Below are 26170 nucleotides of genomic sequence, written 5' to 3'. Positions count from 1 at the left end.
GGTGGGTTCGGTCGATTTCGGCGCGTAGCCTAGAAGGGCTGCTCGCCTCCCGCGCAGCGGACGAGAGGCTTTACGTGGACATCACCCTGCTGGCACATTTCGTGGCCGCCGCTGAGGCACCCGATTTCGCCCGCGCCGCGCAGACACTCGGCGTCTCCCGCGACACCCTCAGCGCCTCGGTAAAGCGAGTCGAAGCCGAACTCGGCTATGCATTGTTCGATCGTGCCGCCGAGAGCACGACGCTCACTGAGATCGGGGCTGCCTTCCTGGACGACGCCCGCCTCGAGTTGACCGAGGCCGCCGGGCGCGGCGCGCAGGCCGGCGGCGGTTCGCGCCGGTCAGGCGGTTCAGGTGGCGGCGGTAAGGCCAAGGCCAACAAGGGCAAGGGCCGCGCCCCCGCGGTGAAGGGCCAGCCGAAGCTAGGGAAGAAGCGCCAGTCGCGCTGATTCGCGACGCTTGTTTGGCAATGCACGTGGCGGCCAAAACGGGACCCGCAGGACCGATTACCGGTCTGGCAGGTCCCGTTCATATCGACGGCTTCGTCGGCTATTTCCGCCGATTCTGAACGAGAGGCTGCTTGAGGCTCGTCGCCTCCTCCAGAGTCAGTTCGACCTCGGCAAAGGCTTGGTCATCTGAGAAGGACTTCATCCGCGCGATCCGGAAGATGATCAGGCCGTACAGACATTTGGCCAGGATATCTGCTATGGAGTAGCCGATCTGGAGTCCGACCCATGCGTCGGACCCGTCGATACCCAGGCCGGGCAGCAGGTAGGCAATCGGGTAGACGCCCCACGTTGCCAGCAGGAGCAGTCGCAGAAGGCTGATGGTCTTACGCACCGTGGCGGGTTGGCGGTCGAGCGACCTGGTCAGTTCAACGAAGAGCACGTAGAGGATATACGCGAAGGGAAGAGAAGACAGCAGACCGAAGATGCCACGGGTGAGGTTGTCCGACGCCATTTCGCCGGGGTAGCCCAAGGCAATCATCAGGGCAGCAGCAGGAATGAGCCGGGTGAGCAGGCTGCTCTGCACCTTCCGGGCCAGCGCCAGAACTGCTACGAGTTCAAGGAGAAGCAGCGGAACCGTCAGCAGCCAGTCAACGTAGCGGTATCCCTCGTTGAACGACGCTCCCGCGACCTGAACATAATCACCGCGGCCGCCGACCGCCGCGGTCACGAAAGCTTCCGTGAACGAGTTAAAGATGCGGAAATAATGGTAGGCCGCGATACCACAAACGATCGCCGCGACAGTCAATGCCTGACGGTATCGCGGCAATACGCGCGGAAGGCTGATGACCAGAAAGATAGAGGTGAAAAGCTGCGAGGCAATCACGAGGGAAAAAATATTGTAGATGGTGTCGTACTGCACTTGGGTTAGTGAATCAGGTATCAAAATAGCCTCTGATGCTCGAGAATCGCTGACGGTACGGGAGATAAAGCACGTAATTAGGTAACCTAGCTAGGTATATTAGGAAACCTACTCCAAATCGACGTTCAGAGGTAGTAGTGATTCATCCGTAGATTTCTTCAGCTGTTGCAGCCGACTCGATCGGTCCACAGAATCACCACACCTCAGCATGTGGTTAAGAGAAATAGAGCACAAATGAACTCTGTCGAAGACGCTGACGTTGTAGTGCTTGGTGCGGGACTGGCCGGGCTCAGCTTGGCGGCCCGGCTGGCGCGCGCGCCAGCCGGGCCGCGCGTGGTCGTCGTCGAACCGCGCACCGCGTACCAGGACGACCGCAGCTGGTGCTTTTGGCAGCAAGAACAACACGAACTCTCGCACTTGGTTTCCCAACGCTGGCCGACGTGGACCTTTACTGATGCCGCAGGTAGCGCGGTTCGGCACGAGGTTCCGGCATTGTCATACCAGTACATTCGTGGCATCGACTTCTATTCCAGCGCGCAGACCGACATCGCTCAGTCGCCGCGTGTAGACCTGCGTCTCGGCGTACGCGCCGAAATGGTAAGCGCGGTGCCGGACGGTGTGCGGGTCGAAACCAGCGGCGGCACACTGCTGGCCCGTCAGGTGATCGATACGCGACCACGGCCCGCTGCGGCGATGCTCTATCAAAGTTTTGTGGGCGTTGAATTCGAGTGTGACGGGCCGCATCCGTTCGACCCGACCGAGGTGACATTGATGGGGTCGCTTGCCGCCAATGAGGAAGGCCTGAGCTTCGTTTACGCGCTGCCATTGGGTCCGAACCGGGCCATCGTGGAGTGGACCCGCTTCGGCACAACGCCGATCAAACGGGAACTTCTGGCCGGTGAGTTGGACCACGTTTTAACGGGCCTGGGTCTGGATGACGTTCATCGGGTACGCACCGAGGGTGGGGTGCTGGCCATGGGACGGGGCCGCCAGACCGCGCCGGAGATACCCGGGGTGGTGCTTGCCGGAAATGCGGGCGGCGCTTTGCGAGCCGCCTCAGGCTATGGATTCTTGCGCATTCAACGGTGGGCGCAAGTGTGCACGGATCGCCTCCTGGCGGGGCGGGAAGCGGTGGGGCATCCCGAAGAACCGTGGCTGCGTCGCACCTTCGACCGCATCTTTCTCCAGGCCGTTCGCGCGCATCCGGAACGTACTGCAGAGTATTTTCTCGCTCTGGCCCGCGGTGTGCCGCCGGCTACCCTGGTGCGTTTCCTCAGTGACGGCGCCCGGGCCGCAGACTATGCCAAAATCATATTCAGCCTGCCATGGAGCCCATTTATCGCCCAGGTAGCCGCACCCACAGCCTTCACCTCTGCATCGGCTGCACAGGCCTTACTCGTCGCCACGCCCACTGCGACCGTGTGCTCGGGCGAGACACAATGATGGAGCAGGTCGCCGCGCCCCGAGTCGGTACCGCCCACGCAACGGCCCGGATCCGCCACGTCCCCATCGAAACGGTGGTGTTCTCCGGTCTGGCACTGACCACGCTGGCCATGCTCGAGTTCGACCTGCCGATGATCTCACCTACGCTTCAGGTCGTACTTCTCGGCGTGCTCGTCGCCGTGCTGGGTCTGCCGCACGGCGCCCTCGATCCATTGATCGCGCGTCGCGCCGGCGTCTGGCGAACCCCGCTGGGTTTTGCTGCGTTCAACACGGTATACCTCGTGATTGTGGTCGGTGTCGTGCTGCTCTGGCTGGTCGCCCCGGTGCTGAGCTTGGTTGCGTTCCTGATCGTGTCGGCGCTGCATTTCGGGTCTGATTGGAACGCTGATCGTGGGTTGTGGCTACGCTTTCTCGCCGGATTCGGGCTGCTGAGCGTACCGGCCTTCTCACATCCGGATCAGGTGGACGCTGCCTACGTGGTGCTTGCCGGTGCCGACGGCGCGATGGTGTCGGGCGTGCAGGCAGGACTGGCACCGCTCGCTCTGGCTGGGCTGCTGGTGGCGGCCGTCGCCGCCATGCGGCATCGGCCGCATGAGAGCGTGGAAATCGTGCTCACGTCGGTGCTCGCATTGGCCTGCGAACCGCTGGTGTTCTTTTTGGTGTATTTCTGTGCGCTGCACAGCTTTCGGCATTTGAGGGCGGGGTTTGCCGAAGAACGTGGCGGAGGGCGACTACCGCCCCTGATCGTGGTCGTGTATACCGTGGTGCCGATCCTCGCGGCCGGTGCTTTGCTGTTCGTCATCGGCCCCAGCGGCGATATGCCGGAGCAGATTCTGCAAGTGCTGTTCATCGGCCTGGCCGGCCTCACCGTACCGCACATGATCGTGGTCACCCACGAAAAACGGCACCAAAAGAAGTTGATGGCCCTCCCCGGGTGAGCTGTTAGGACGTGACCGTCAGCCCTCGAGAACCTGGCCCGCTTCGACATTCCAGTGCCGGTCGGTGCGCACGTTGGCCAACATGCGCCGGTCGTGGGTGACCAGCAGCAGCGTGCCTTCATAACTGTCGAGCGCGTGTTCCAGTTGCTCAATCGCCGCGAGGTCGAGGTGGTTGGTCGGCTCGTCGAGCACGAGCAGGTTGACACCACGCGCCTGCAGCAGCGCTAGCCCGGCCCGGGTGCGCTCCCCCGGTGAGAGCTCATCGACCGGGCGGTTCACATGGTCGGCTTTGAGGCCGAATTTAGCCAACAGCGTGCGCACTTCGGCCGGGGACAGATCGGGTACGAGTAGCTCGAAACTCGCGGCGAGGGGCCGGGCGCCGGCCAGGAGCGCCCGGGCCTGGTCGATCTCGCCGACTGCGACACTCGGGCCGAGATGAGCGCTGCCGGCATCCGCTTTCTGACGTCCCAGCAGAGCGCGCAGCAGGGTGGACTTGCCGGCGCCGTTCGGGCCGGTGATGCCGATGCGTTCTCCGCCGTTGATCTGCAGGGATACCGGGCCGAGCACGAAGTCGCCCTGCCGGAATTCGGCGTTATTGAGGGTGGCCACGACGGCGCTCGAGCGCGGGGCGGCGCCGATGGTGAACTCGAGCTGCCATTCCCTGCGGGGTTCCTCGACTTCTTCCATGCGCGCAATACGGCTCTCCATCTGCCGCACCTTCTGGCCCTGCTTCTCGCTCGATTCGACCGAAGCCTTGCGGCGGATCTTGTCGTTGTCCGGTGCCTTCTTCATGGCATTGCGCACGCCCTGGCTCGACCATTCCCGCTGAGTTCTGGCCCGCCCGACAAGGTCGGCTTTCTTGGCGGCGAACTCGTCGTAGTTCTCACGGTTGTGCCGGCGCGCGGTTTCGCGTTCCTCGAGGTAGGAGTCGTAGCCGCCGCCGAACACCCGGTTCGCGCCCTGCGCAAGGTCGAGTTCGAGCACCCGGGTGACGCAGCGGGCGAGGAATTCGCGGTCGTGGCTGACCAGCACGACGCCGCCGCGCAGCCCGGTGACGAAGGTTTCGAGGCGTTCGAGCCCATCGAGGTCGAGATCATTCGTCGGCTCATCGAGCAGCACGATGTCAAAGCGAGAGAGCAGCAGGGCGGCCAGGCCAACCCGGGCAGCCTGGCCGCCGGAAAGCGCGGTCATCAAGCTGTCGGCGGTGAGTGTGCTGCCGAGGGTGAGGCCGAGGTCGGCGAGCACGATCGGCAGCCGCTCGTCGAGGTCGGCGGCACCGCTGGCCAGCCAACGCTCGAGCGCGCTCGAATAGGCGTCGGCCGGGTCGATCCCTCCGGCGCGCGGCTGAGCGGCTCCGAGAGCGGATGCCGCGGCATCCATTTCGCGGGTCGCCTCGGCGCAGCCTGTGCGCCGGCCGATGTAGCCGGCGATGGTTTCCCCGGGCACCCGTTCGTGTTCCTGCGGGAGCGCGCCGACGAAGGCATCCGCTGGGCTGAGCGCGATGGTGCCGGCTTGCGGCTCGGTGAGCCCCGCCAGCAGGTTCAACAGGGTGGATTTGCCCGCGCCGTTGGCGCCGACCACGCCGATCACATCACCGGGGGCGACGGTCAGGTCGAGCGATTCAAAGAGGGTGCGGTGCGCGTAGCCGCCGGCCAGGCCCTTGGCCACGAGTGTTCCGGTCATTACCCAATGTTCTCATTGCCGCAGGCGTAGGGCGACCGGCTCAGATCGAGTGGGTGCGACGGAGGGTCAGCACGCTGTCCACGAGGGTGGCGACCTGACCGTCCGGGCCGATGGCTTCCCGCTCAACAGCAGCTTTGGTGACGATCTCCCAGTGATCGGCGAGCAGCTCGAGCGAGGCGAGCACTTCGTCGGCGGTCGGCAACGGAACGCCGTCTGGCTTGTGCTTCGACCACGGCGGAAACTGGGCGTGGCCCACGACGAGCAGCACGCCGCCGGGGGCGACCGTTGCGGCGGCGCGGCGCAGGATGACCGCGCGGGGCAGCTCGACCGGTGATTGCAGAAAGTGTGCCGTGACGAGGTCGAACGGGCCGTCCGGCTGCCAGGCGGCCAGGTCGGCGGCGATCCAGCGGATGCGCTCGGCGAGGCCAGCCCCTTCGGCGGCGGCCTGGCCGCGGGCGAGCGCGGTCGGGGAGATGTCGACGGCGGTGACGGACCATCCGTTTTGGGCAAGCCAGAGGGCGTCGCCACCCTCTCCGCTGCCGAGGTCGAGCGCCGTGCCCGGCGCGAGGCCGGCGGCCTCGCGTTCGAGCGCCGCGTTCGCGCGCCCGCTCCAGGCGCGATCGCTCTCGCGATAGCGGTTTTCCCAGAAGGTTGCGGGATCCTGTGAAGGCTCGTCGTGCAGTGCGGCAGTGTGCTCGCCGGGATTCGTCATGATCCCACGATGCCCGGTGTGGCGGCACGGCGCAACTTTCGCGGCCGGCGTCGATCAGACCGGTCGGCCGCTCGGTAGAGTGAGCCTCGCGAGCACTCGAGTCGCACGCCCGACGGTGCGACCAGCTAGGGAACAGACCGTGAAGCACGCCAGCACACGCACGACGACCTCGTCACCCGCACCGAACCTACAGCAGCGCGTCGTTCGGGTACTCATTGCCGGGCAGATTCTGGGCGGTATCGGCGTGGGCGCAACCCTGTCGCTGGGCGCGCTACTCGCCGCCGAACTGTCGGGGTCCAGCGCCTGGTCAGGCATGGCCGCCACCATGAGCACCCTCGGGGCCGCGATCGTGGCCGTTCCGCTCGCCCGCCTGGCGCAGGCGCGCGGGCGTCGCGTATCGCTCGCGACCGGTTCGCTTATGGCCGGCGCGGGTGCGGTGCTCGCGATCGTGTCGGTGTCCGTCGACAACTTCCCCCTGCTACTGCTGGCCCTGATGCTGCTCGGCGCCGGCTCAGCAACGAACCTCCAGGCCCGCTTTGCAGCGACCGACCTGGCCAGCCAGCGCTTTCGAGCGCGGGACCTGTCCATCGTGATCTGGTCCACCACCATTGGCGCCGTGCTCGGCCCCAACCTGTTCGGACCGGGCGAGGCGCTCGGTGCCACCCTCGGGCTTCCGGCGATGACCGGGGCGTTCGCCTTTTCGCTCGGCGCCACGGTGGCCGCCGCCTTCGTCTACGCGCTCGGGCTGCGACCCGACCCCCTGCTGACCGCGCTGGCCGCGCGCACGACGAGCGTGGGCATCCTTCGGGCCAGTGGTGGTCTGGCTATTCTGCGCGGCAACACGGCGGCCCGGTACGCCGTTGTGGTGATCGCGCTGAGCCACGCGACCATGGTGGCCCTGATGTCGATGGCGCCGGTGCACCTGCGGGACCACGGCGCCACCCTAACCATCGTCGGGCTGACGATAAGCCTGCACGTGGCCGGCATGTACGCCCTCTCCCCGGCGTTCGGGGCGCTCGCCGACCGGTTCGGCCGGCTTCGGGTGATCCTCGGCGGGCAGGCCCTGCTGCTCGGGGCGCTGGGAGCGGCCTGGCTCAGTGACGGGTCGCAGGGCACGATGACGGTAAGTCTGGTGCTGTTGGGCCTGGGCTGGTCGGCATCCGTTGTCGCCGGCTCTGCGCTGGTCGCCGAGGCCGTCGAGATCGAGGATCGATCCTCGCTGCAGGGGTTCTCCGACTTCTCGATGAACGCGGCTGGCGCTCTCGGCGGCGCGATCGCCGGGCCGATCCTGGCGCTGGCCGGCTACTCCGGACTCGGACTGTCCGCCATGGCACTCGTCGCCGTCGTGGTCGTCTGGTCTGTGATTCGCCTGCGTGCCACACACCGCCAGTAAGCGGATGCCGCAGCCCGGCTACGAGTCGGTGACGGTGATACCGAAGGTTTTTAGCTTGCGGTAGAGGGAGGACCGAGCTATTCCCAGGGACTCGGCCGCGCGCATCCGATTGCCGTCGGCTTTGTGCAGGGCACCGACGATGAGGTCACGCTCCCCCGCTTCGATCGCCGACAACAGGCGCGGTGCACCGCCGTGGCAGTAGGCGGGCAGGTCTTCGGCCTGGATGGCGCCGACCGGTCGCGTGAGCAGGGCGGTGTCGAGCGCTTCTTCGAGCTGACGAATATTGCCCGGCCACGGATAGCGGGAGATCACCCGCATCGCTCCGGCGCTCACAGTGGCCGGACGTAAACCGGCCCGTCGCGCGAGCACCCGGGTGACGATGTCGGGCAGGTCTCCCTGGCGGTGCCGCAGCGGCGCAACCGTGACCGAGGTTGTGAAGTGCTGCAGTAGGGCCGTGTACGGGCGGGCAGCGGCCAGGTCAGCCTGAAGATCGGGTTGCGACACGGTGACGGCCAGGCCGCCAGCACCGGCTTCGCGGGTCACCAGAAACGCCTCGAGTTCGGCGGTCGCTGCCTCGGTGAACCGATCGATATTGCGAAAGATGTACAGCGTTGGCCGGGCCAGGGCGCTGATCAGGTCGTTATTAATGGCCGAGTGCACGCCGTGCTGATTGAGCTGCTCGGCACCGAATACGACGCTTCGACCCAGCGGAACGATCTGGCGATATAGTTCGGCGAGCAGCGACACCTTGCCGCCGCCGGCCTCCCCCAGCACGAGCAGGGGCGCGCCGGCGGTGAGCGCGGTGACCACTCCGCTCGAGGCGCGTTTGCCGAGCAAGGATTCCGCATCGTGCAGAATCGCCGAAGAGTCAGCAGGAATGGGTTTCTTCAACCGATGCCCCCGCAGCGGCAACAGGGTCAGTCTCGATGCGGGCACCGGTACCGGTACGGGCTCGGAGACGATTTCGACCACCACAACGATGCCGGCGACGTCCGGGCCCACCACAACACGTTTGCCCCGAACATGCACGACCTTGCCCGAGGACAGCTCGATCTGGTCGACCGGCTGACCAGGAGAAATCATCAAATAGCGAGCGTGCTCTTGAATGGTCCACTGTTCATCGGGAGAAAACGAACTTTGCGCGACCGCGTTGCCCATCACCACGGTGCCGCCGATGGCCATGACGGCGCCCCGGTTGCGGGAATCCACCCGCACATACTCCTCAAACAGTGCCTGCTGTCGCTGACTGCGATCGACGAGCAGGTTGCGCTCAATCTCATGGGCGGCCGACCGCACCAGGGAATGCATGAGCGGGCTGGCATCTTCGATGAGGCAGCTGATATCCAGCACCCCCTCCACCCTCCCGGTGATCGGGTCCCGAATGGGACTCCCGGCGCAGGCGAACGGCTGCAGGTGCTCGAGAAAATGCTCGGGCCCCACGATGTACAACGGCTGACCCGACTCGAGCACGGTGCCGATTCCGTTGGTTCCGACGCTCGCCTCGGCGTAGTTGAAGCCGGGCGCCAGCGACACGTCATCGAGCAGGGTTCCGATGGTCTTGTCGGTTTCGGAACGACTCAGAATTCGTGCCTTGTAGTCGGTGAGTACGATCGACAGCGGCATTTCGGCCATCTCATCGCTCAGCCGGGCGATGACCGGTTCCGAGCAGCGCATCAGGCGGCCGGTCAGATCGAGGTCGTTGTGAAACACTGCCTGAGAAGTGGATGCATCCACTCCCGCTGAGAAGGAACGCTGCCAGGAGGCGGCCACCACGCCAGGAACCGATTGGGTTTCAGCGTGTCCGAATCGCAGAAAATCGGCGCGCGCAGCCGCTATCTTGATTCGCCGATCGGCGACTCTGTGCATATCGACTCCCTTGTGGACTCTGCAAGCATGCCCGCTGCGACCCCGCGAGCGCTAGTCGTACGGTGTCCCAATCTGGGACACGCTCTACCTCGGACGCGGGGTCATTCTTGGTGACGTGGCTCCCCGAGAGCCTCGATCACTCACCACAAACCGCAAAGGAGCGCTCATGGAACGATTGATCAACATCGACAATGGTGGAACCCTCACCGACATTGTTGTCGCCAGTGGCACGGATTTCACGTTTACCAAGACCCTCACCACTCCCGTCGACCTGTCCCAGTGTCTCTTCGACGCGATGACAAAGGCATCCGCTCTGCTGTTCGGCGAAGCGAATCTGGCCGACCTGCTGCATTCAACCCAGCACATCCGCTATTCATCGACCCAGGGCACCAACGCGCTGGTGCAGCGCAAGGGGCCCAAGATCGGGCTCATCACCGACGATCCCACCCTGCCGGACTCGCTCGGCCACTCGGACGACACCGCCGCGTTGTTCACCGACCTGATCGGTGCCCGGATCGGCATCATCACGGCCGACGGCAGTCCCGAGGAACTCTCCCGCCAGCTCGTCGCCGAGATCAACCGACTGACCACCGCCGGAGCGGAGCGTCTCGTCGTCGCCGGCCTGAGCGCCGAACGCGAACACCTGTTCAAGCGCACCATGCTCAAGAACTTTCCCCGACACCTGCTCGGTTCGGTGCCGATTCTGTTCTCCCGAGAGTTCGCCTCTGATACCTCCCGCCAGCGTCAGGTTTGGTCCGGCATCCTCAACTCCTTTCTGCACCCCACGGTCGAGCGTTTTCTGTACAGCGCCGAACACCGGCTGCGCGCCTACAAGGTGAAGAACCCGCTGCTGATCTACCGCAACGACGGCGCTTCCTCCCGCGTGGCCAAGTCGGTCGCGCTCAAGACCTACTCCTCCGGACCGCGCGGCGGCCTCGAGGGCACCCGTGCTCTCGCCGAGGCGTACGGGCTCGACAACGTGCTCATGATCGATGTCGGCGGCACCACAACGGATGTCGGCGCCGTCGCCAATTCCACGATCGCCGTCGACCGGCGCGGATCGATCCAGGGCGTCGACATCTCCTACGAGATGAGCGATGTGCGCTCGACCGGAGTCGGCGGCAGCTCGATCATTGCTGTGCACGACGGCGAGATCACCGTCGGGCCGGAAAGCGTCGGGGCAGCCCCCGGACCGGCCTGCTTCGGTTTCGGTGGCACGCAGGCCACGATCACCGACGTCAACCTGCTGCTCGGCGTGCTCGACCCCGCCACCTATCTGAACGGCGAGATGGCCCTCGACGCCGAACGGTCGCGCGCTGTCATCACCAAGACCGTCGCCGACCCGCTCGGAATCAGCCTCGACGAGGCCCTGATTCGCATGGAAGCCAGCTATTCCAGACACCTGGCGCGGGCCTTCGCCGACCTCGTGAGCGCGACAGGCGACACGACGGTCGCCGCGTTCGGTGGCGGCGGACCGATGAACGCCTGCGCCGCCGCACGCATTGCCGGCGTGCACAACGTGCTCGTGCCCCGGCTCGCCGCGGTGTTCTCGGCCTACGGAATCAGCTTCTCCGACATCGCCCAGTCCTACGAAACGAGTGTCACCGGGTTCTCGGAGGCCGAGATCACCGCGGTGCGCACGTCGATGCAAGCGGATGCCGGCAAGGACATGTTCCAGGAAGGGCACGACCTGAGCGAGTGCGAACTCGACTGGTCGACCATTGTTGAAGACGGCGAAGAGATTCTCTCGCTCAAGGCCACCTTCCGGCTGCCGCACCCGACCATCGCCAGCGGGGTACCCGCTGCGGCGAGCGCCGCCGTGGCTGCCGGAACCCGGCAGGTGCGCTCCACTCCCACCCAGATCGACAGCGTCTCGGTCTACCAGCTCGACGACCAGAAGCCCGGCGCCACGGCGGCCGGACCGGCCATCGTCGAGGGACCGTTCTTCACCGCGCGCGTGCCGCTCGGCTGGACCCTGACGGTCTCCACGGCCGGCGACCTGCAGCTCGCCGACACGCTCTAGCCCACTTTTTTGTTTCCCCAGGAAGGTACAAACACAATGCGCGTTCCCATGACCGAATACCTGCTCATCGACCTCGATACGGAGCGGTGGATCTGCCGCGTCTGCGCCCATGACTTCGGCGACGCCCGCGGTAACTACAAGGAAGGAACTCTGGTCTACGACCGGGACCCGCGGGAGATTCACCCCCCGGTGATCGACCCGGAAAAGTACGAGTTCACGTTCTCCCCCGACCCGACCTTCTGCCGCATCCTGGAGTTCTACTGCCCCACCTGCGGCACCCAGATCGAGGCCGAATACCTGCCGCCGGGGCATCCGCCGACCGTCGACATGCTCTGGGACATCGATTCCTTGCGCGAAAAGTGGGAAGCCCACGGCGGCAACCCCGAGGAGGTCGTCAACTACGGCCCCGGCGAGAACGCCGAGACCGACCTCAGCGCCCGGTTTGATTCCGTGTCCGCACATTCCCACTCCCACTCGCACGCCGACAACTCCGAAGGGCACTGACCGTGAAACGCATATCCGTAGACATCGGCGGCACATTCAGCGACTGCTTCTTCGTCTGGGACGACGTGTACATCGAATCCAAGGCGCTCACCACCCACCACAACCTCGCCCTCGGTTTCAACGAAGCCCTCGACCGGGCCTGCGAGCGCGCCGGCATCAGCCGGGAAACCGCGCTCAAGGAGGTCGACTCGGTGCGCTACGCCACCACCCTCGGCACCAACGCCCTGATCGAGGGTAAGGGGCCGCGGGTCGCGGCGATCGTCACCCACGGGTTCGAGGACACCATCCCGCTCTCCCGTGGCCGCGGCTACGGCGAAGGACTCGACGGGGTCAAGCAGGGCGATATGCCCGATGCCCAGCGACCAGACCCGCTCGTGCCGCGCCGCCTCATCCGCTCGGTTAAAGAACGGATCGACTCGGTCGGCGAGGTGCTGGTGCCCCTGATGTACGACGACGTGCGCACCCAGGTGCGCGAACTCGTCGACAATGGTGCCGAGGCCATCGTTATCGCGTTGACCAACGCGACCGAGAACTCGGTGCACGAGGATCGCATTCTCGAGATCATTCTCGACGAGTACCCCACGCACGAGCTCGGGTCGATTCCGGTGCTGCTGAGCAGCCAGGTCTCTGGCCGCAAGGGCGAATACGTGCGGGCAATGGCCACCGTCGTCGATGCTTTTTTGCACCAGACAATGTTTCATGCACTCAATCAGCTCTCCAACAACCTGCGTGACTCGGGTTATGAGAAGCCGATGCTCGTTATTCACAATTCGGGCGGCATGGCGCAGCCCAATTCCACGGATGCCTTACAAACGATTCACTCCGGACCGATCGCCGGCGTCGGCGCGGCACAGCACCTGTCGGAATCCACCGGGCTCGGCGACGTCGTGTCGATGGACATGGGCGGCACCTCGTTCGACATCGGATTGGTGCCGGAGGGCGGAGTGCGGCACTACGATTTCCAGCCCACCATTGGACGTTGGATGGTCTCGGCGCCGATGATCCACCTGAACACCCTCGGTGCTGGCGGCGGCTCGATCGCGGCCTACAACCGCATCCACCACGCCATACAGATCGGGCCGGAGTCGGCCGGAAGCGACCCAGGTCCGGCCTGCTACGACCGTGGCGGCTTGCGCCCCACTGTTACCGACGCCGACCTCGTGCTCGGCTATCTCGACCCGGACAATTACGCCAACGGGCACATTAAGCTCAACAAGAAGCGGTCGATCTACGTGATCGACGAGACGCTCAGCGACGAGCTCGATCTGGACGCGGTCGAGGTGGCCAAGGTCATCAAGAAGACAGTCGATGAGCAGATGGCGATTGGCATCGAGAAGGAGCTGCGCTCGCGCGGCGGCCTGATCGAGGACTACACGATGCTCGCCTACGGTGGCAACGGCCCCCTGCACGCCTGTGGCATCGCGGCGAGCGCCGGCATCAGCCGCATCCTGTTTCCACCCTTCGCGTCGGTGTTCTCGGCGCTCGGCGCCGGCAATATGCGACCGCTGCACATTCACGAACGCAGCGCCTACGTCGTGCTCTACGAAGCGATCAAGCGCAGCCTGTACAACCAGTACGACGCGCTCAACGGGTACATCGAGGAGCTCGAAGCCAAGGGTGCCGAAGACCTCGTGCGCCAGGGCTACGACCGCGCCGACGTGCGCTACCGACTCGAAATGGACATGCGCTACGGCAACCAGCTCGTCACCACCGCCGTCGCCTTCGACATCAACCGGGTCAACGGGGTCGCCGATGTGCTGCACCTGATCAAGACGTTCTCCGAGATCTTTGGCGAGCGGTACGGCGAGGGAACTCAGGCACCGGAGGCAGGCATCCGGGTGCAGACGATTCGGGTCGCATCGTTCATCGAGGGCGAAGTCATTCAGTTCGAGTCGATCAAAATCGGCGGCGAGAAGACCAAACCGGCCCCCGTGTCGCACCGGTCGGTGCACTTCACGAGCATCGAAGGCGCGGTGGACACCCCTGTCTACGACGCTGAGGCGCTCAAACACGAGTACGTGATTCACGGGCCGGCGATCGTGACGACCGAGAACACCACGTACCTGGTCGAGCCGGGCTGGCGCCTGGAGCCGACCCTGCAGGGGGCGGTATGGCTGCTCAGCGACTGACCACTTTTTCTGTAGCTAACGCAAGCAAAGGAGCTTGAACACCATGACACTGACAACTGACCAGTTTGTACCCACCAGCGGAAACGACGACGACGCAGCCCAGCTACTGACCGACCAGGAACAGCAGTGGGTCGACAAGTTCATGGACGAAACCACCCTCTTTCTCGGACCAGACCCGGCCATCATGCGCCACCACGAGATCATGCCCCGCACCGCCTATGAGGAGGAGTGCATCGCGAACGGCATCAACCCGCTCGAGATCGACCGCATCCGCAAGCGCCTGGCCGGCGCCCTCGACGAGGCGTTTGAAATGTGCGAGAGCATGGGCGCAGCGCCCGGCGCCAAGTGGGCGGACCTGTCCTGTGCCGTCTACACCGCCGAGGGCGACGTGACGTACCTCTCCAACCGCGGTGTGATCGCGTTCTCTGCGGTGCTGCACCACCCCATCCGCTACATCATGAAGAACTGGAAGGACGAACCCACCGTCGGCATCAACGAGGGTGATGGTTTCTTCCACAACGACTCGCGTTTCGGCATGGTGCACAACACCGACCAGTCGATGCTGGTGCCGGTGATTCGCGGCGGCATCATCATCGCTTGGGTCGGCGCCACCATCCACGAGGGCGAAAACGGCGCCTGCGAGCCGGGCGGCATGCCGAGCGGATCGGAGACACCGTTCGACGACGGCCTGCGCGCCTCGCCGATCAAGATCGTGGAAAAGGGCCACCTGCGCCGCGACCTGCTCACCTTCCTGCAGCACTCGACGCGCGACCCGAAGCTCATGCTCGCCGACATCAAGGTGAAGATGGGCGCCGTCAAGCGCATTATGGACACCGTCGACCGCCTGATCGACGAGGTCGGCCAGGAAACGTTCGTGGCCTCCCTGCGAGTCACCGTCGAGGACGTCGAAACCGAGGTACGCCGCCGCATCGGCGAGCTTCCCGACGGCACGGTCACCTTCAATCAGTTCGTCGACTCGACGCTGAAGGAAAACATCCTGATCAAGTTCGCCTGCAAGATCACCATCAAGGGCGAACGCATGATCGTGGACCTCACCGGCACCGGCCCCGAGATTCTCAACCGCGCCATCAATTCGCCGCTCGCCTCAACGAAGTCGTTCATGGCCCAGGCCATCCTGTCGTACTGGTGGCCCGACCTGCCCCGCTCGACCGGTGCGCTGTCGCCGATCGAGGTCATCACCGAGGAACACAGCTGGGCGGATGCCGGCTACGACGCTCCCGTAGGGCAGTCGCTGCAGGCTTCCTTCCGCGGTTTTTCGGCCCTGCAGACGGCCTTTGCCAAGATGCAGTTCTCCTCACCGCAGAAGTACTCGAACGTCGTTGCACCCTGGTTTAACCAGATCAACGACTTTCTCTGGGGCGGCACCACGCAAAATGGTGAGCAGGTCGGCAACCTGTGCGCCGACCTCAACGGCATGGGCGGCGGCGCGAAGGCCTTTCGCGACGGTGAAGACGCCGTCGCCCCGCTATTCTGCGCGATGGCCGACATCGGCGAGCAAGAAGTGATGGAAGAAGAGGTTCCGTTCCTGCAGCTCGTGAGCAAGCGTCTCGTTCGCGACAACCAGGGCTTCGGCAAGTTTCGCGGTGGCATGGGCTACGAGATGATCGTCGCCTCCCGCGGCACCCCGAGCTGGGGTTTCATGACCGTGACGAGCGGGTCGAAGTTCTCCTCCGTACCCGGCATGTTCGGCGGCTACGGGTGCCCGGTCTACCCGCTCGCGATGGTGAAGAACGTCAATATCTACGACATCATCCAGAAGGACCCGTCGCAGTTCAACCTCTCGATGGAGCGCGTGATGAACGAGCAGCCGTTCGAGGGCGGCGACTACCAGTCCGCCCACATGGGGCTGCAGTTCGACGTGGCGAAGGAGGGCGAGCTCTACATGATCGCCCAGGGCGCGGGCGGCGGCTACGGCGATGTGCTCGAGCGCGACCCGGAGCTCGTGGTCACCGACCTCGAGCTCGACCGGATCAGTGCCCACACCGCGTCGACCATGTACGGCGTGGTCTGGGAACCGGAGACCTACGTGGTGCACGAGCAGGCCACCATCGAGTTGCGCGCGAAGATGCGCCAGGACCGCATCAACCGCGGCACTCCGTACAAGGAATTCATCAAGGATTTCGTGAAGGAAGAGCCGCCAGCTGACCTGCTGTACTTCGGTTCCTGGGGTCAGGACGACGACGAAAACCTGATTGCCACCCACTGGGGCGGACTCGAGCCGGAGCGTGTCAAGGGCAAGCTCGAGGATCTGCCGCTCATCATGGTTCCCGATCGTCGGGTGCTCAAGATCAGCAAGCTCGAGGCGCGCGTGCGCGAACTGGAGCAGAAGTACGGCGAAGTGGCCCTGCACAAGTCCTAATTTTCACCAGCTGACCCGGGCTCCGGGACCGTCTCCTTACGGTCCCGCAGCCCGGGTCGATTTTCTTGATTGATCGATGGGAGACACCGTGACCGTTTCATTGAATGACCTGCTGGCCGAGCCAACGTCGGGCCGCCGTCGCGCGGTCGTGCTGGACAGCCACGAATATGCCCAATCCGTTTTTCTGCAGGGCAAGCCGGTGCCGTGGCAGGAGCCGATGGCCTTCGCGAACTTCTTCGGCCAGGTGCAGGGCGTGCTGAAGTCCGACCTGGCCCTGCTCAGCCTCGACCGGTTCTACGCCCAGCGGGTCGCCGCCGACCCTGCGCTTCAGGCAGCGATGGGCGCCAAAACCCGCACCGGCTACGCCCTGCGCACCCTGCTCGGTGATGCCGAGACGACGGCGTACGTGATTGAACTGGCCACCCTCTTCAGCCAGACCCAGCGGGTACCGGTCGTGCTGCAGATTCCGTCGCCGATGCAGTGGCTGGCGCTCACGCATCCGTTTTCGGGGTCGAACGATGTGTCCGGGCTCGACGCCGACAACGCCGAAAACGCGTCAATGTATGTTGCCGACTGGCTGCGCGGGTTCGCCGCGCTGCCGCTGATCGCCGTGCTGCTCGACGACCGCGGCCCGGCTGTTGGCGGGGTACCTTTGTCGACCTATTCTCCAGTCGCCAACGTGACCGACCACTACCGGTGGGCGCTCGGCCAGCGACACGACGACCACGTCGAGCTGCACGGCAGCCAGCTGAGCGGAGCGGTGATCGGCGCGGAGTTCTGGTCGTCCGACTCCGGCACGCTGCTGCCCGACGGCGATTTTCTGGTGGGCGAGGTGCCGCGCCAGGCGGTTCCCGAGCAGGTGCTGAGCCGTATTACGGCGCTGGACTAGGCGGCGCCTTGTCGGGTGAGGCATCAGACATCCGTTGTCACCTCGATGTCATAGGCCCAGGGTGCAAAGTGGGCCCGGCCGAGCAGACGTTCGCTCGGCCGGGCCCCGATGACGTTCGCCCTATTTCACGACGTCAGCGGGCTTGATCGACCGAGACAATTCCCCGGCGTCCTCGACGGACAGTTCCTCCAGCGCCAATGCCAGGTCGTCGGCAAAGGATTTCATCCGCGCAATCTGGAAGATAATGAGCCCATAGAGCGCCTTCGCCAGAATTTCGGCTATCGAGTATCCGAGTTGATTGCCGACCCAGGCGTCTCCACCGCTCACACCGATGGCCGGAAGCAGGTACGCGATCGGATAGACACCCCAGGTCAGAATTTTGCTGTGAGAAACGGCGCCCAGATTGTGCACCACCACAGGGACAAAGTGTGACCGGCACTTACCGGGGCCCTGGCCTGATGCGGCGCGGGTCCAGGCTGGCTGTGGTCAGGCGGAGCGACGGCGGCCTACGGCTGCTTCCTGTTCGAGCGGGGTGGCCGCGGCCAGTGGAACGTTGAGAAAGTCGACTACCGGTTGAAACGCCCGAAACCGTTCAATGACGAGGTCGGTGAAATTCTCGTCGAGCGCGACGTCGCCGGGCAGGTGGCCGACCAGTGCCCAGCTGCGATTGAGCAACAGGTCAGCCGCCGGATGGTCGACCGGGAAGCCGCGCGGCGGGCGGATGAGCTTGTTGCCGCCGAACGGTTGCGCCAGTTGCGTGAGCGTGAGCGCGGGCGTGGCGAGCAGAGAGCGCAGCTCTACGTGGTGGTCGAGCACGTAGTCGCGGATGGCCCGTAGCTGCGGCGGCGGCGGGCTGTAGGCACCGCCGGCCACCATGACGCTGCGCACACCCACCTGCAGAAAGTATCCCGCTCCCCCGGCCTTCTCCAGTCCACGGGGTGGCCAGTGGGCAGCGAGATGAGTCTTGTACGGCGACTTGTCGTTCGAGAATCGAACGTCACGATAGATACGCATCATCGCCTTCTTCGGCGGGCGCACGCACTCGGCTGCGAAGTCGACCAACGCGAGGTTGATTCGCTCGATGACCGCAAGCATCCGGTCTTTCAACTCGTGCTCGTAAATCGCTTTGTGCTCCTGGAACCAGTCGCGTTCGTTGCGATGCTCGAGTTCGTCGAGAAAGTCGAATGTCCGTTCGTTGAAGTGAGGGCCCACCACGCGAGACTACGCCTTCGCGGCTGCCTTAGCGGCGCGCTTGGTCTCGCGCACGCGAGTGAGCGATTCGGGGTCGACAATGTCGGCCACCGATCGGTATGATCCTTCCTCTCCATAGGGAGCGGATGCTTCGCGCCAGCCGGCCGCGTCGACGCCGAGTCGCTTACCGAGGAGTGCGAGAAAAATCCTCGCTTTCTGTTCGCCAAACCCGGGCAGTGACTTCAGCCGACGGAAGATTTCCTTGCCGTCGGGATCGCCCTCCGTCCAGATCGAGGCGGTGCAGCCGTTCCAGTTGCTCATGATGGCCCCGGCCACCGATTGGGTACGCGCCGCCATCGAACCCGGGTAGCGGTGCACGGCCGGTGACGCGCGGAACATCTCGGCGAAGGCATCCGTGTCGAAGTCGGCGATCACTTTCGGATCGAGGGTGCCGATCCGTTCGCGAATCTTGGCCGGACCGGCAAAAGCCGTTTCCATCGCAACCTGCTGGTCGAGCAGCATTCCGATGAGCAGCGCGAACGGATTCTCGCTGAGGAGGGCGTCGGAGGTGTCATCGCCGGTGATGTGCAGCATCGTCATGGAAATCAGTCTGCCACCGCCACCCTGTGCAGCCGACCCGGTACGGGCCGGTTCACGGCGGACGGGGCTATCGGCGCCCACGCAGCGCCCGACGGAGTACTGTGCTCGCCCCGGTCGCCCACAGTGCCCACAGCACGAGAAGCGGCTGGAACAACAGTCGGATGAAGCGACTTTGGTCGGTGTCGAGGCCGAACGCGTCGGTCTTCGTCAGGTACTGCGAGATGTTTCCGGGGAAGATGGCGATGAAGAAGGCCGCTACCACGAACCCGACCAGCACACGCTGCTTCGCGGCGACGAGGAGGGCCACGCCGAGGGTGATCTCAACCACCCCGGAGCCGAGCACGACGAGGTCGTCTTTCAGCGGTACCCACTCCGGCACCTGTGCCTGGAAATCGTCACGCGCGACCGTGAGGTGGGTGGCACCGGCACCGGCCAGGACCAGTCCGAGCGCGATCCGTGCCGCCGTGCGTGGGATCGACCCGGTGCGGGAGGTACGGGATCTCTGCTTGGCCGTCTCAGTCATGCCAGAACGCTAACACTCGACGCAGTCAATCGACGCAATCCCATCGGACGAGCGGCCGCTCGGGTGGCGGTGGGCTTCTTTTGGGGGCACTGCGTCCACGCGCAGACCACGCCGAGCCTCTCTTCGTCGTGCAGTCGGGCGGACCATCGTGCGACGGGGCAACGAGGTCGCTACTCCCGGCCGTCCTCGAGCGGGATGAGCATGGTGCGAAACGGACCGGCAACGGCGTGGAGGTCCCAGATGCGATCAGCGACGCCATCGATGCCGTTGGCAAGCTGAAGCTGGGGGATGCCGCCGGGGATCACGAGTTGGTTAACCCGGATGCCCTCACCCTCTAGGGCATCGTGCAGCATCTCGCCGTAGGCGCTCTCGGCGGGGAAGGCGATCGACGTGCCGGCGAAGCCGGCGCGCGCCTGCACCGAGGTCCCGCCGTTGATCAGGATGATGCTGCCGCTTCCTGCCAGACGCATTCCCGGCAGCACCGTGCGCACGGCGTGGATGAGTCCGAGGGCCGAGAACTGCAACGCCTCCAGCGCCAGCTCAGGAGTCATCTCCAGCACCGGCTTCAGGTAGTCGCGCGACGGGAGCGGACTGTACTGCAGCGCAGTAATGGGCCCCAACTCGGCGGCGGCACGTGCAAGGGCAGCTTCGAGCGACGCGGGCGTGCGGACATCCGCAGCGTAACCACTCGCGGTGAAGCCGGCATCGGTCAGCTCGGCTGCCATAGCGTCCAGCTTCGACTGGTTCCTGGATATCAGGGCAAGCGAGAAGCCCTCGCGCCCGAACCGGCGCGCAACCGCTGCGCCGAGTCCCGGTCCGGCTCCGATGATGGCGATTACAGGCACGATGGTCTCCTTCGATTGATGCTCTCGTGACGAATATCGCAAGAAACTTGAGCCTAAGCGTTGAACCTGAAATCCAGCACGTTCCAACGGCTGCGTACATGACGACACGTCGAGGCAATACGTTTATCAAGTCTTTGAGATTAACGCCGACCCTGATCATTGACTTGCTAAATGCGCATAGATAGCCTTGACGTGTAAGCAGTAAGGAGATCACATGTCCCTGATTGCACTCGCTTCAGCGTTCACGCTTAATGACGCTCGCGCCGTCGGCCTGCGCAAAGACCAGGTGTACGAGATGCTTGACCATGGAGAGATCGAGCGCATAGGTCGTGGAGTATATCTTCGGCCGGATACGGTTGACCCGTCATGGGCCACTCTGGCAGGCGCGACCGCGGTACAGCCCACCGCCACGCTGTGCCTGACGAGCGCACTTGTGCATCACGAGCTGAGCGACGCGATCCCCTTTGCCACAGACATTGCGCTACCTCGCGGCACCAGAGCTCCCGCCGGCTTCGAGCACGCGGCCTGGCACAGTTTCAACCCAGCGACATTCCTGACCGGACGCGACGCATTGGAAGTAGGTGATGGATTGAATTTGGCCATCTACTCGGCCGAACGAACCATCGTTGACTGCTTCCGTCTCATGCATCAGGAAGGCAATGACGTGGCATATACGGCCCTCCGACGATGGCTCTCGCGTCGTGGGAACTCTGCTTCCGCTCTGTTGCGTGTGGCTGCGTCGTTCCCGAAGGCGTTGCCACGACTTCGGCTCGCGTTGGAGGCGCTGTTGTGACGCCGCCAATGCCGACACGGGAAACGCCGGCCGGGCGTGCCTACAACGACCTCCGCAATCTCGCCAAGCGAGACGGACGCGCCCCGGTCGAATACTTCACGCTCTACGCGCTCGAAGGCGTCCTGACCCGGCTTTCAGTTTCTGCACACCCTGAGAAATTCGTGCTCAAGGGCGGCGTACTCATGGCTGCATTCGCAGCCCACCGATGAACTGCGCAATCATCGCGTCGCCCGCAGCGCTGGCAACGTATCAGTCGAAGGTGCTTGGAAAGACATACCGCGATCGTAGATCGACAAAGCTCAAGTTTGAGTCGAAGCCTTCGCCGACACGCCAGAGCAGCCTTCTTTGGCCGCCCACATGCAGGGCATCAATTCCCCACCGAGTTGATTGAGATAGAAAAGACCTGATCAGGTGATTTCTTTAAACGTTAAACCTGAACTCAACCACGTCGCCGTCTTGCATGACGTATTCCTTGCCCTCGATCCGCGCCTTGCCCTTCGAGCGGGCCTCGGCGATCGAGCCGGCGGCCATGAGGTCTTCGAAGGAGAAGATCTCCGCCTTGATGAAGCCCTTCTGGAAGTCGGTGTGGATGACTCCGGCGGCCTGCGGTGCTGTCCAGCCCTTGTGAATGGTCCAGGCGCGGCACTCTTTCGGACCGGCCGTGAGGTAGGTCTGCAGGCCGAGGGTGTCAAAACCGATGCGGGCAAGCTGGTCGAGACCGCTCTCGGCCTGACCGGTCGACGCGAGCATCTCGGCGGCGTCTTCGGCGTCGAGCTCGCTCAGTTCGCTCTCGAGCTTGGCATCAAGGAACACGGCGTTCGCCGGTGCGACGAGGGCGGCGAGGGTGCCGAGCTTGGACTGGTCCTGCAGCACGGCCTCGTCGACGTTGAAGACATAGATGAACGGCTTCGCGGTGAGCAGGCCGAGTTCGCGGATCGGCTCGATGTCGAGCGTGGCAGAGGACAGCGGCTGACCACCGTCGAGGATGGCCTGCGCCTTGAGCGCGGTCTCCAAAACGAGCGGCGCCACCTTACGGCCCTTGACCTCTTTCTCGAAGCGCAGCACGGCCTTTTCGAGGGTCTGCAGGTCGGCGAGGATCAGCTCGGTGTTGATCGTTTCCATGTCACCGGCCGGGTTGACCTTCCCGTCGACGTGCACGACGTCGGGGTCGGCGAATCCGCGAATAACCTGGGCGATGGCATCCGCTTCGCGAATGTTGGCGAGGAACTTGTTGCCGAGCCCCTCTCCCTCGCTCGCACCACGCACAATGCCGGCGATGTCGACGAAGGACACGGGCGCCGGAAGCAGGGTCTTGCTGCCGTAGATGGTTGCCAGGTCGGCCAGGCGCGAATCGGGAAGGTTCACGATTCCAACGTTGGGCTCGATCGTGGCGAACGGGTAGTTCGCGGCGAGCACGTTGTTCTTGGTCAGGGCGTTGAACAGGGTTGACTTGCCCACATTGGGGAGTCCGACGATTGCAATAGTAAGAGCCACGAGAGACCATTCTACCGGCCAGGTCGCCGCGGCCCTTGTCGGAGGCTCATGTCGGTGGCCCGTGAGATCATAAGGCGTGCTGAATTTCACCGCGATCGATTTCGAAACCGCCAACTCCTCGGGCGCCTCGGCGTGCTCGGTGGGCATGGTGAAAGTGCGTGACGGCCTGGTCGTCGATTCGGCCTACTGGCTCATCCAGCCGCCGCCCGACCACGACGCTTTCTCCGAGTGGAACACCCGCATTCACGGCATTGTTGCAGCGGATGTCGTGGGCGCGGCTACCTGGGCCGCGCAGCTTCCGCAGCTGGTCGCCTTCGTCGGTGACGACTATCTCGTTGCCCACAACGCCGGTTTCGACCTCGGAGTGATCAAGACGGCGTCGATCGTGACCGGCCAGCCGGTGCCGGACTTTCGCTACGTCTGCAGTCTGCAGGTAGCCCGGCGCACCTACCATCTCGAGTCCTATCGGCTGCCGGTCGCGGCCATGGCGGCTGGCTTCGAAGACTTCTCGCACCACAATGCGCTCGCAGACGCTGAAGCCTGCGCTGCCATCATGATCCACGCCGCAAAGCGTCACGAGGTCGATACGCTCGAGCAGCTTGCCCATATCACCCGGGTCAAGGTCGGCGTGATCGGGCCGGTGGCTACCCAGGAACACGCGTCGATGCACGGGCCAATGGCGCTCAACTAGCGTGCATTTAGCCTGATCCGAGTGTCATTCCGGCAATGTCGGTGGTCGCTGGCAAACTTCAAGCATGGAACCACTGCTGAGTTTGATCGTCGGTCTCGTCATCGGCGCCGCGTTGGGCGCCCTGCTGACCCTGGTGTTGGTGCAACGTCGCCGCAGCAACAGCGAGACTGAAGGCTCGGTCGACCCCGACGTTCTCCAGGCCCGCCACCAGGTCGCCCTCGCCGAGGCGCGAGCCAGCGAGGCGACCGTGCGCGCGGCGCTGCAGAGCGAGCTGTCTGCCGCCCTCGCGACCGTTGACGGGCTCAGTTCACAGATCGACCACGACCGGGCGTCGACGCGTGAGGCTGCGGAACGGGCACGGTCTGACCAGCAGTTGCAGTCCGAGCGGGAAAAACGCGAGCACCTCGTGCTCGAAGCCCTCAGCCCGGTGCGCGAGACCCTGCGGACCATGCAGGAGAAGGTCACCGAGCTCGAAACGCAACGCAGCGAACAATATGGATCACTGTCGGAGCAGCTCAAGCAGGCGCAGATCTCCGACCAGCAGCTGCGGGTGACCACCGAATCGCTCGCGAGTGCCCTGCGCTCCAACAGCACCCGCGGTGTCTGGGGCGAGACGCAGCTGCGACGCGTGGTCGAAGCGGCCGGACTAGCCCAGTATGTCGATTTCAACACGCAGACCAATATCACGACGGATGCCGGGCTCGGCCGACCGGACATGGTCGTTCGCCTGCCCGGGAACAAGTCGATCGCCATCGATGCCAAGGTTCCGCTTGAGCACTACATCGAGGCGAGCACCATTCCGTTCACGGCCACCGGTGAGGAGGGCGCCCGCCGTAAGCTGCTGATCGACAAGCACGTAAAGGCCGTACGGGCCCACATCGACGCTCTGGCCAAGAAGACCTACTGGGAAGGTTTCGATGCCAGTCCGGAGTTCGTGATTGCCTTCATCCCGAGCGAATCCCTGCTGTCGGCAGCACTCGAAGCCGATCCGTCGATCCTCGACTACTCGTTCAGTAAACGAGTCGCCCTGGCGTCACCGGTGAACCTGTGGGCCGTGCTCAAGACCGTGGCGTTCACCTGGCAGCAGCAAGCGGTCACCGACGAGGCCCAGAAACTGTTCAACCTCGGCAACGCCCTCTATCAGCGGCTCGGTGCGCTGTCCGGCCACGCGGAGTCACTGCGCAAGGCGCTCGAACGCACGGTGGACAGCTACAACAAGTTCGCCAACTCGCTCGAATCCCGCGTGCTCGTGACCGCGCGGCAGTTTCCGGGAATCGACCAGACCAAGATCGGGCTGCTCACCGAACCAGCCATCATTCATGATTCACCGCGGAAACTAACCGCGCCCGAGTTGGAGACGCCGGCCGAAGAACACGACACGCTGGATCTTCCCGTTGACCTGGACGGTGCCGAATTGAACGAGGCTCAGCACAGCGCCATCAAAGTTCGCCTGTACGGATTAGACGATCCAGCATGAGACGCTTCGCGAATCCGACCTGCGCGGGTAATTACCTGCAGACGGCACAACAAGAAGCACGCCCCAAGCCTGAATGAACAGACCCGAGGCGTGCAATTGTGTGAAGACCTAGTGCGAGGCGACTACAGCCATTTCGCCGCGAGGTGCTCCGCGATGACGCGACGGGCCGTGCCCGAACGGGAGCGCAGCACGATGCTCTCGGTGCGGATCATCGGGCCCTTACGACGCACGCCGTCGACGAGTCCGCCATCGGTGACGCCGGTCGCCACGAAGAACGTGTTGTCGCCGCTGACCATGTCGTCGATCTCGAGCAGCTTGTCGATGTCGAGCCCAGCCGCGACGCCACGGGCGCGTTCGGCGTCGTCCTTCGGGGCGAGGCGGCCCTGCATGTAGCCGTCGAGGGCCTTGAGAGCGCAGGCCGTCGTGATGCCTTCCGGGCTTCCGCCGATACCGACGCACATGTCAATGCGCGTCTCGTAGCGAGCAGCATTGATGCCGCCGGCCACATCGCCGTCGAGCATGAGGCGCGTGCCGGCACCGGCAGTGCGGATGGCGTCGATCAGGCCAGCATGGCGCGGACGGTCGAGCACGGCCACCGTCAGTTCACCGACCGGCTTCTTCAGTGCTTGGGCAAGGTCGCGAAGGTTGTCGCCGATGGACTGGTCGAGGCTGACTACGCCACGTCCGGCGCCACCGGTAACGATTTTGTCCATGTAGAAAATCGACGAGGCGTCGAGCATGGTGCCGCGGTCAGACACGGCGATGACGGAGACGGCGTTCTGACGGCCGGCGGCGGTGAGGCTGGTTCCGTCGATCGGGTCCACGGCGATGTCGCAGGCGGGGCCACGGCCGTTGCCGACGTGCTCACCGTTGAAGAGCATGGGGGCTTCGTCTTTTTCGCCCTCGCCGATGACAATGAGGCCATCGAAGTTGACGGTGCCGAGGAAGGCGCGCATGGCGTCGACGGCGGCCTTATCAGCGGCGTTCTTGTCGCCGCGGCCGATGAACGGCACGGCGCGGATGGCTGCAGCCTCGGTGGCGCGCACGAGCTCCATGGCGAGGTTACGGTCGGGGTGTTGAAACAGGGTGGCGGTCTCAGTGCTGTTCAAAAGGTCCTCCCGGACGTAAGTTCGACTTCGATTACGACGGATGCGCGGCGGGTCGCGCGGAGTGTCCGCCCGAGTCACCTTATCGCGACCGAACACCGGGGTCGGGCGTGGCTAGACTCGGT

At 64.5% G+C, this 26170-nt stretch carries 24 protein-coding genes; 13 read left to right on the top strand and 11 right to left on the bottom strand.

Annotated elements, in window-relative coordinates:
• Nucleotides 1-74: 74 nt before the first annotated feature.
• Entirely contained in the window at nucleotides 75-446 is a 372-nt protein-coding gene (locus tag E3T31_RS03040) for a LysR family transcriptional regulator (protein WP_134441490.1), read from the top strand.
• 100 nt (nucleotides 447-546) lie between these two features.
• On the opposite strand, the gene E3T31_RS03035 is transcribed toward E3T31_RS03040, so the two are convergent.
• Nucleotides 547-1365, bottom strand: a complete 819-nt coding sequence (locus tag E3T31_RS03035) for a bacteriorhodopsin-like (RefSeq protein WP_241977556.1) — start codon at nucleotides 1363-1365, stop codon at nucleotides 547-549.
• A gap of 234 nt (nucleotides 1366-1599) precedes the next feature.
• Between E3T31_RS03035 and E3T31_RS03030 the strand changes: the two genes are divergently transcribed.
• Together E3T31_RS03030 and E3T31_RS03025 are read left to right on the top strand one after the other, a co-directional pair.
• Nucleotides 1600-2808, top strand: coding sequence for a lycopene cyclase family protein (locus E3T31_RS03030; RefSeq protein WP_241977613.1), 1209 nt, complete (start codon nucleotides 1600-1602; stop codon nucleotides 2806-2808).
• Nucleotides 2805-3746 carry a Brp/Blh family beta-carotene 15,15'-dioxygenase gene (locus tag E3T31_RS03025; RefSeq protein WP_166788369.1) on the top strand — a complete coding sequence of 314 codons (942 nt, stop codon included), beginning with the start codon at nucleotides 2805-2807 and terminating at the stop codon, nucleotides 3744-3746. The genes E3T31_RS03030 and E3T31_RS03025 overlap by 4 nt, the downstream gene beginning before the upstream one ends.
• A gap of 18 nt (nucleotides 3747-3764) precedes the next feature.
• Here the strand turns inward: E3T31_RS03025 and E3T31_RS03020 are convergent, their stop codons facing one another.
• Together E3T31_RS03020 and E3T31_RS03015 are read right to left on the bottom strand one after the other, a co-directional pair.
• Nucleotides 3765-5429: an ABC-F family ATP-binding cassette domain-containing protein gene (locus E3T31_RS03020; RefSeq protein WP_134467407.1), complete on the bottom strand. Its 1665-nt coding sequence runs from the start codon at nucleotides 5427-5429 to the stop codon at nucleotides 3765-3767.
• Between the two features lie 40 nt (nucleotides 5430-5469).
• The gene (locus tag E3T31_RS03015) at nucleotides 5470-6141 is read right to left on the bottom strand and encodes a bifunctional 2-polyprenyl-6-hydroxyphenol methylase/3-demethylubiquinol 3-O-methyltransferase UbiG (RefSeq protein WP_134467406.1); all 672 of its coding nucleotides are present in this window, start codon (nucleotides 6139-6141) and stop codon (nucleotides 5470-5472) included.
• Between the two features lie 139 nt (nucleotides 6142-6280).
• On the opposite strand from E3T31_RS03015, the gene E3T31_RS03010 reads away from it, so the two are divergent.
• The gene (locus E3T31_RS03010) at nucleotides 6281-7534 is read left to right on the top strand and encodes an MFS transporter (protein ID WP_241977554.1); all 1254 of its coding nucleotides are present in this window, start codon (nucleotides 6281-6283) and stop codon (nucleotides 7532-7534) included.
• Between the two features lie 18 nt (nucleotides 7535-7552).
• On the opposite strand, the gene E3T31_RS03005 is transcribed toward E3T31_RS03010, so the two are convergent.
• Entirely contained in the window at nucleotides 7553-9400 is a 1848-nt protein-coding gene (locus tag E3T31_RS03005; RefSeq protein ID WP_134467404.1) for a sigma-54-dependent Fis family transcriptional regulator, read from the bottom strand.
• 166 nt (nucleotides 9401-9566) lie between these two features.
• Here E3T31_RS03005 and E3T31_RS03000 point away from each other — a divergent pair, with 166 nt between their 5' ends.
• The 5 genes from E3T31_RS03000 to E3T31_RS02980 all read left to right on the top strand — a co-directional run bounded on the left by E3T31_RS03000 (nucleotide 9567) and on the right by E3T31_RS02980 (nucleotide 17325).
• Nucleotides 9567-11423 (top strand): hydantoinase/oxoprolinase family protein, encoded by a 1857-nt coding sequence (locus E3T31_RS03000; RefSeq protein ID WP_134467403.1) that lies wholly within the window; start codon nucleotides 9567-9569, stop codon nucleotides 11421-11423.
• A gap of 36 nt (nucleotides 11424-11459) precedes the next feature.
• Nucleotides 11460-11927, top strand: a complete 468-nt coding sequence (locus E3T31_RS02995) for an acetone carboxylase subunit gamma (protein WP_134467402.1) — start codon at nucleotides 11460-11462, stop codon at nucleotides 11925-11927.
• Nucleotides 11928-11929: 2 nt separating this feature from the next.
• Entirely contained in the window at nucleotides 11930-14056 is a 2127-nt protein-coding gene (locus tag E3T31_RS02990; RefSeq protein WP_134441503.1) for a hydantoinase/oxoprolinase family protein, read from the top strand.
• A 43-nt stretch (nucleotides 14057-14099) separates the two neighbouring features.
• Nucleotides 14100-16436: a hydantoinase B/oxoprolinase family protein gene (locus E3T31_RS02985; protein WP_134441505.1), complete on the top strand. Its 2337-nt coding sequence runs from the start codon at nucleotides 14100-14102 to the stop codon at nucleotides 16434-16436.
• A gap of 88 nt (nucleotides 16437-16524) precedes the next feature.
• Entirely contained in the window at nucleotides 16525-17325 is an 801-nt protein-coding gene (locus E3T31_RS02980; protein ID WP_134441507.1) for a hypothetical protein, read from the top strand.
• Between the two features lie 120 nt (nucleotides 17326-17445).
• Here the strand turns inward: E3T31_RS02980 and E3T31_RS02975 are convergent, their stop codons facing one another.
• The 5 genes from E3T31_RS02975 to E3T31_RS02955 all read right to left on the bottom strand — a co-directional run bounded on the left by E3T31_RS02975 (nucleotide 17446) and on the right by E3T31_RS02955 (nucleotide 20484).
• Nucleotides 17446-17742: a bacteriorhodopsin gene (locus tag E3T31_RS02975; protein ID WP_134467401.1), complete on the bottom strand. Its 297-nt coding sequence runs from the start codon at nucleotides 17740-17742 to the stop codon at nucleotides 17446-17448.
• A 69-nt stretch (nucleotides 17743-17811) separates the two neighbouring features.
• On the bottom strand, nucleotides 17812-18540 hold the full coding sequence (locus E3T31_RS02970; protein ID WP_134467400.1) for a DUF2461 domain-containing protein: 729 nt from the start codon (nucleotides 18538-18540) through the stop codon (nucleotides 17812-17814).
• Between the two features lie 6 nt (nucleotides 18541-18546).
• A complete protein-coding gene (locus E3T31_RS02965) occupies nucleotides 18547-19116 on the bottom strand; it encodes an HhH-GPD-type base excision DNA repair protein (protein WP_134467399.1) in 570 nt (189 codons plus the stop codon).
• 67 nt (nucleotides 19117-19183) lie between these two features.
• Nucleotides 19184-19639, bottom strand: a complete 456-nt coding sequence (locus E3T31_RS02960) for a hypothetical protein (protein WP_134467398.1) — start codon at nucleotides 19637-19639, stop codon at nucleotides 19184-19186.
• Between the two features lie 170 nt (nucleotides 19640-19809).
• Nucleotides 19810-20484, bottom strand: coding sequence for an SDR family oxidoreductase (locus E3T31_RS02955; protein ID WP_134467397.1), 675 nt, complete (start codon nucleotides 20482-20484; stop codon nucleotides 19810-19812).
• Nucleotides 20485-20698: 214 nt separating this feature from the next.
• Between E3T31_RS02955 and E3T31_RS02950 the strand changes: the two genes are divergently transcribed.
• Both E3T31_RS02950 and E3T31_RS02945 read left to right on the top strand, forming a co-directional pair.
• Nucleotides 20699-21277, top strand: a complete 579-nt coding sequence (locus E3T31_RS02950) for a type IV toxin-antitoxin system AbiEi family antitoxin domain-containing protein (RefSeq protein ID WP_134467396.1) — start codon at nucleotides 20699-20701, stop codon at nucleotides 21275-21277.
• 8 nt (nucleotides 21278-21285) lie between these two features.
• Nucleotides 21286-21486, top strand: coding sequence for a hypothetical protein (locus E3T31_RS02945; RefSeq protein WP_134467395.1), 201 nt, complete (start codon nucleotides 21286-21288; stop codon nucleotides 21484-21486).
• Nucleotides 21487-21697: 211 nt separating this feature from the next.
• On the opposite strand, the gene ychF is transcribed toward E3T31_RS02945, so the two are convergent.
• The gene (ychF, locus tag E3T31_RS02940; protein ID WP_134467394.1) at nucleotides 21698-22771 is read right to left on the bottom strand and encodes a redox-regulated ATPase YchF; all 1074 of its coding nucleotides are present in this window, start codon (nucleotides 22769-22771) and stop codon (nucleotides 21698-21700) included.
• Nucleotides 22772-22847: 76 nt separating this feature from the next.
• Here ychF and E3T31_RS02935 point away from each other — a divergent pair, with 76 nt between their 5' ends.
• The gene (locus tag E3T31_RS02935) at nucleotides 22848-23462 is read left to right on the top strand and encodes an exonuclease domain-containing protein (RefSeq protein ID WP_134467393.1); all 615 of its coding nucleotides are present in this window, start codon (nucleotides 22848-22850) and stop codon (nucleotides 23460-23462) included.
• 64 nt (nucleotides 23463-23526) lie between these two features.
• The gene (rmuC, locus tag E3T31_RS02930; RefSeq protein WP_134467392.1) at nucleotides 23527-24939 is read left to right on the top strand and encodes a DNA recombination protein RmuC; all 1413 of its coding nucleotides are present in this window, start codon (nucleotides 23527-23529) and stop codon (nucleotides 24937-24939) included.
• Nucleotides 24940-25061: 122 nt separating this feature from the next.
• On the opposite strand, the gene glpX is transcribed toward rmuC, so the two are convergent.
• A complete protein-coding gene (gene glpX, locus E3T31_RS02925) occupies nucleotides 25062-25994 on the bottom strand; it encodes a class II fructose-bisphosphatase (protein WP_092450458.1) in 933 nt (310 codons plus the stop codon).
• Nucleotides 25995-26170 lie beyond the last annotated feature (176 nt).

This window comes from Cryobacterium sp. TMS1-13-1 (assembly GCF_004403125.1).
GTDB lineage: Bacteria > Actinomycetota > Actinomycetes > Actinomycetales > Microbacteriaceae > Cryobacterium > Cryobacterium levicorallinum.
The sequence above is the reverse complement of the archived record's forward strand: the minus strand, read 5'-3'. Positions and strand labels throughout refer to the sequence as shown.

Excerpts from the sequence above, each read along its gene's own strand:
- E3T31_RS03030 (WP_241977613.1), top strand. The coding sequence starts at position 1,600 with ATGAACTCTGTCGAAGACGCTGACGTTGTAGTGCTTGGTGCGGGACTG.
- E3T31_RS03025 (WP_166788369.1), top strand. The coding sequence starts at position 2,805 with ATGATGGAGCAGGTCGCCGCGCCCCGAGTCGGTACCGCCCACGCAACG.
- E3T31_RS03020 (WP_134467407.1), bottom strand. The coding sequence starts at position 5,429 with ATGACCGGAACACTCGTGGCCAAGGGCCTGGCCGGCGGCTACGCGCAC.
- E3T31_RS03015 (WP_134467406.1), bottom strand. The coding sequence starts at position 6,141 with ATGACGAATCCCGGCGAGCACACTGCCGCACTGCACGACGAGCCTTCA.
- E3T31_RS03005 (WP_134467404.1), bottom strand. The coding sequence starts at position 9,400 with ATGCACAGAGTCGCCGATCGGCGAATCAAGATAGCGGCTGCGCGCGCC.
- E3T31_RS03000 (WP_134467403.1), top strand. The coding sequence starts at position 9,567 with ATGGAACGATTGATCAACATCGACAATGGTGGAACCCTCACCGACATT.
- E3T31_RS02995 (WP_134467402.1), top strand. The coding sequence starts at position 11,460 with ATGCGCGTTCCCATGACCGAATACCTGCTCATCGACCTCGATACGGAG.
- E3T31_RS02985 (WP_134441505.1), top strand. The coding sequence starts at position 14,100 with ATGACACTGACAACTGACCAGTTTGTACCCACCAGCGGAAACGACGAC.
- E3T31_RS02965 (WP_134467399.1), bottom strand. The coding sequence starts at position 19,116 with ATGACGATGCTGCACATCACCGGCGATGACACCTCCGACGCCCTCCTC.
- E3T31_RS02960 (WP_134467398.1), bottom strand. The coding sequence starts at position 19,639 with ATGACTGAGACGGCCAAGCAGAGATCCCGTACCTCCCGCACCGGGTCG.
- E3T31_RS02950 (WP_134467396.1), top strand. The coding sequence starts at position 20,699 with ATGTCCCTGATTGCACTCGCTTCAGCGTTCACGCTTAATGACGCTCGC.
- E3T31_RS02945 (WP_134467395.1), top strand. The coding sequence starts at position 21,286 with ATGCCGACACGGGAAACGCCGGCCGGGCGTGCCTACAACGACCTCCGC.
- rmuC (WP_134467392.1), top strand. The coding sequence starts at position 23,527 with ATGGAACCACTGCTGAGTTTGATCGTCGGTCTCGTCATCGGCGCCGCG.
- glpX (WP_092450458.1), bottom strand. The coding sequence starts at position 25,994 with ATGGAGCTCGTGCGCGCCACCGAGGCTGCAGCCATCCGCGCCGTGCCG.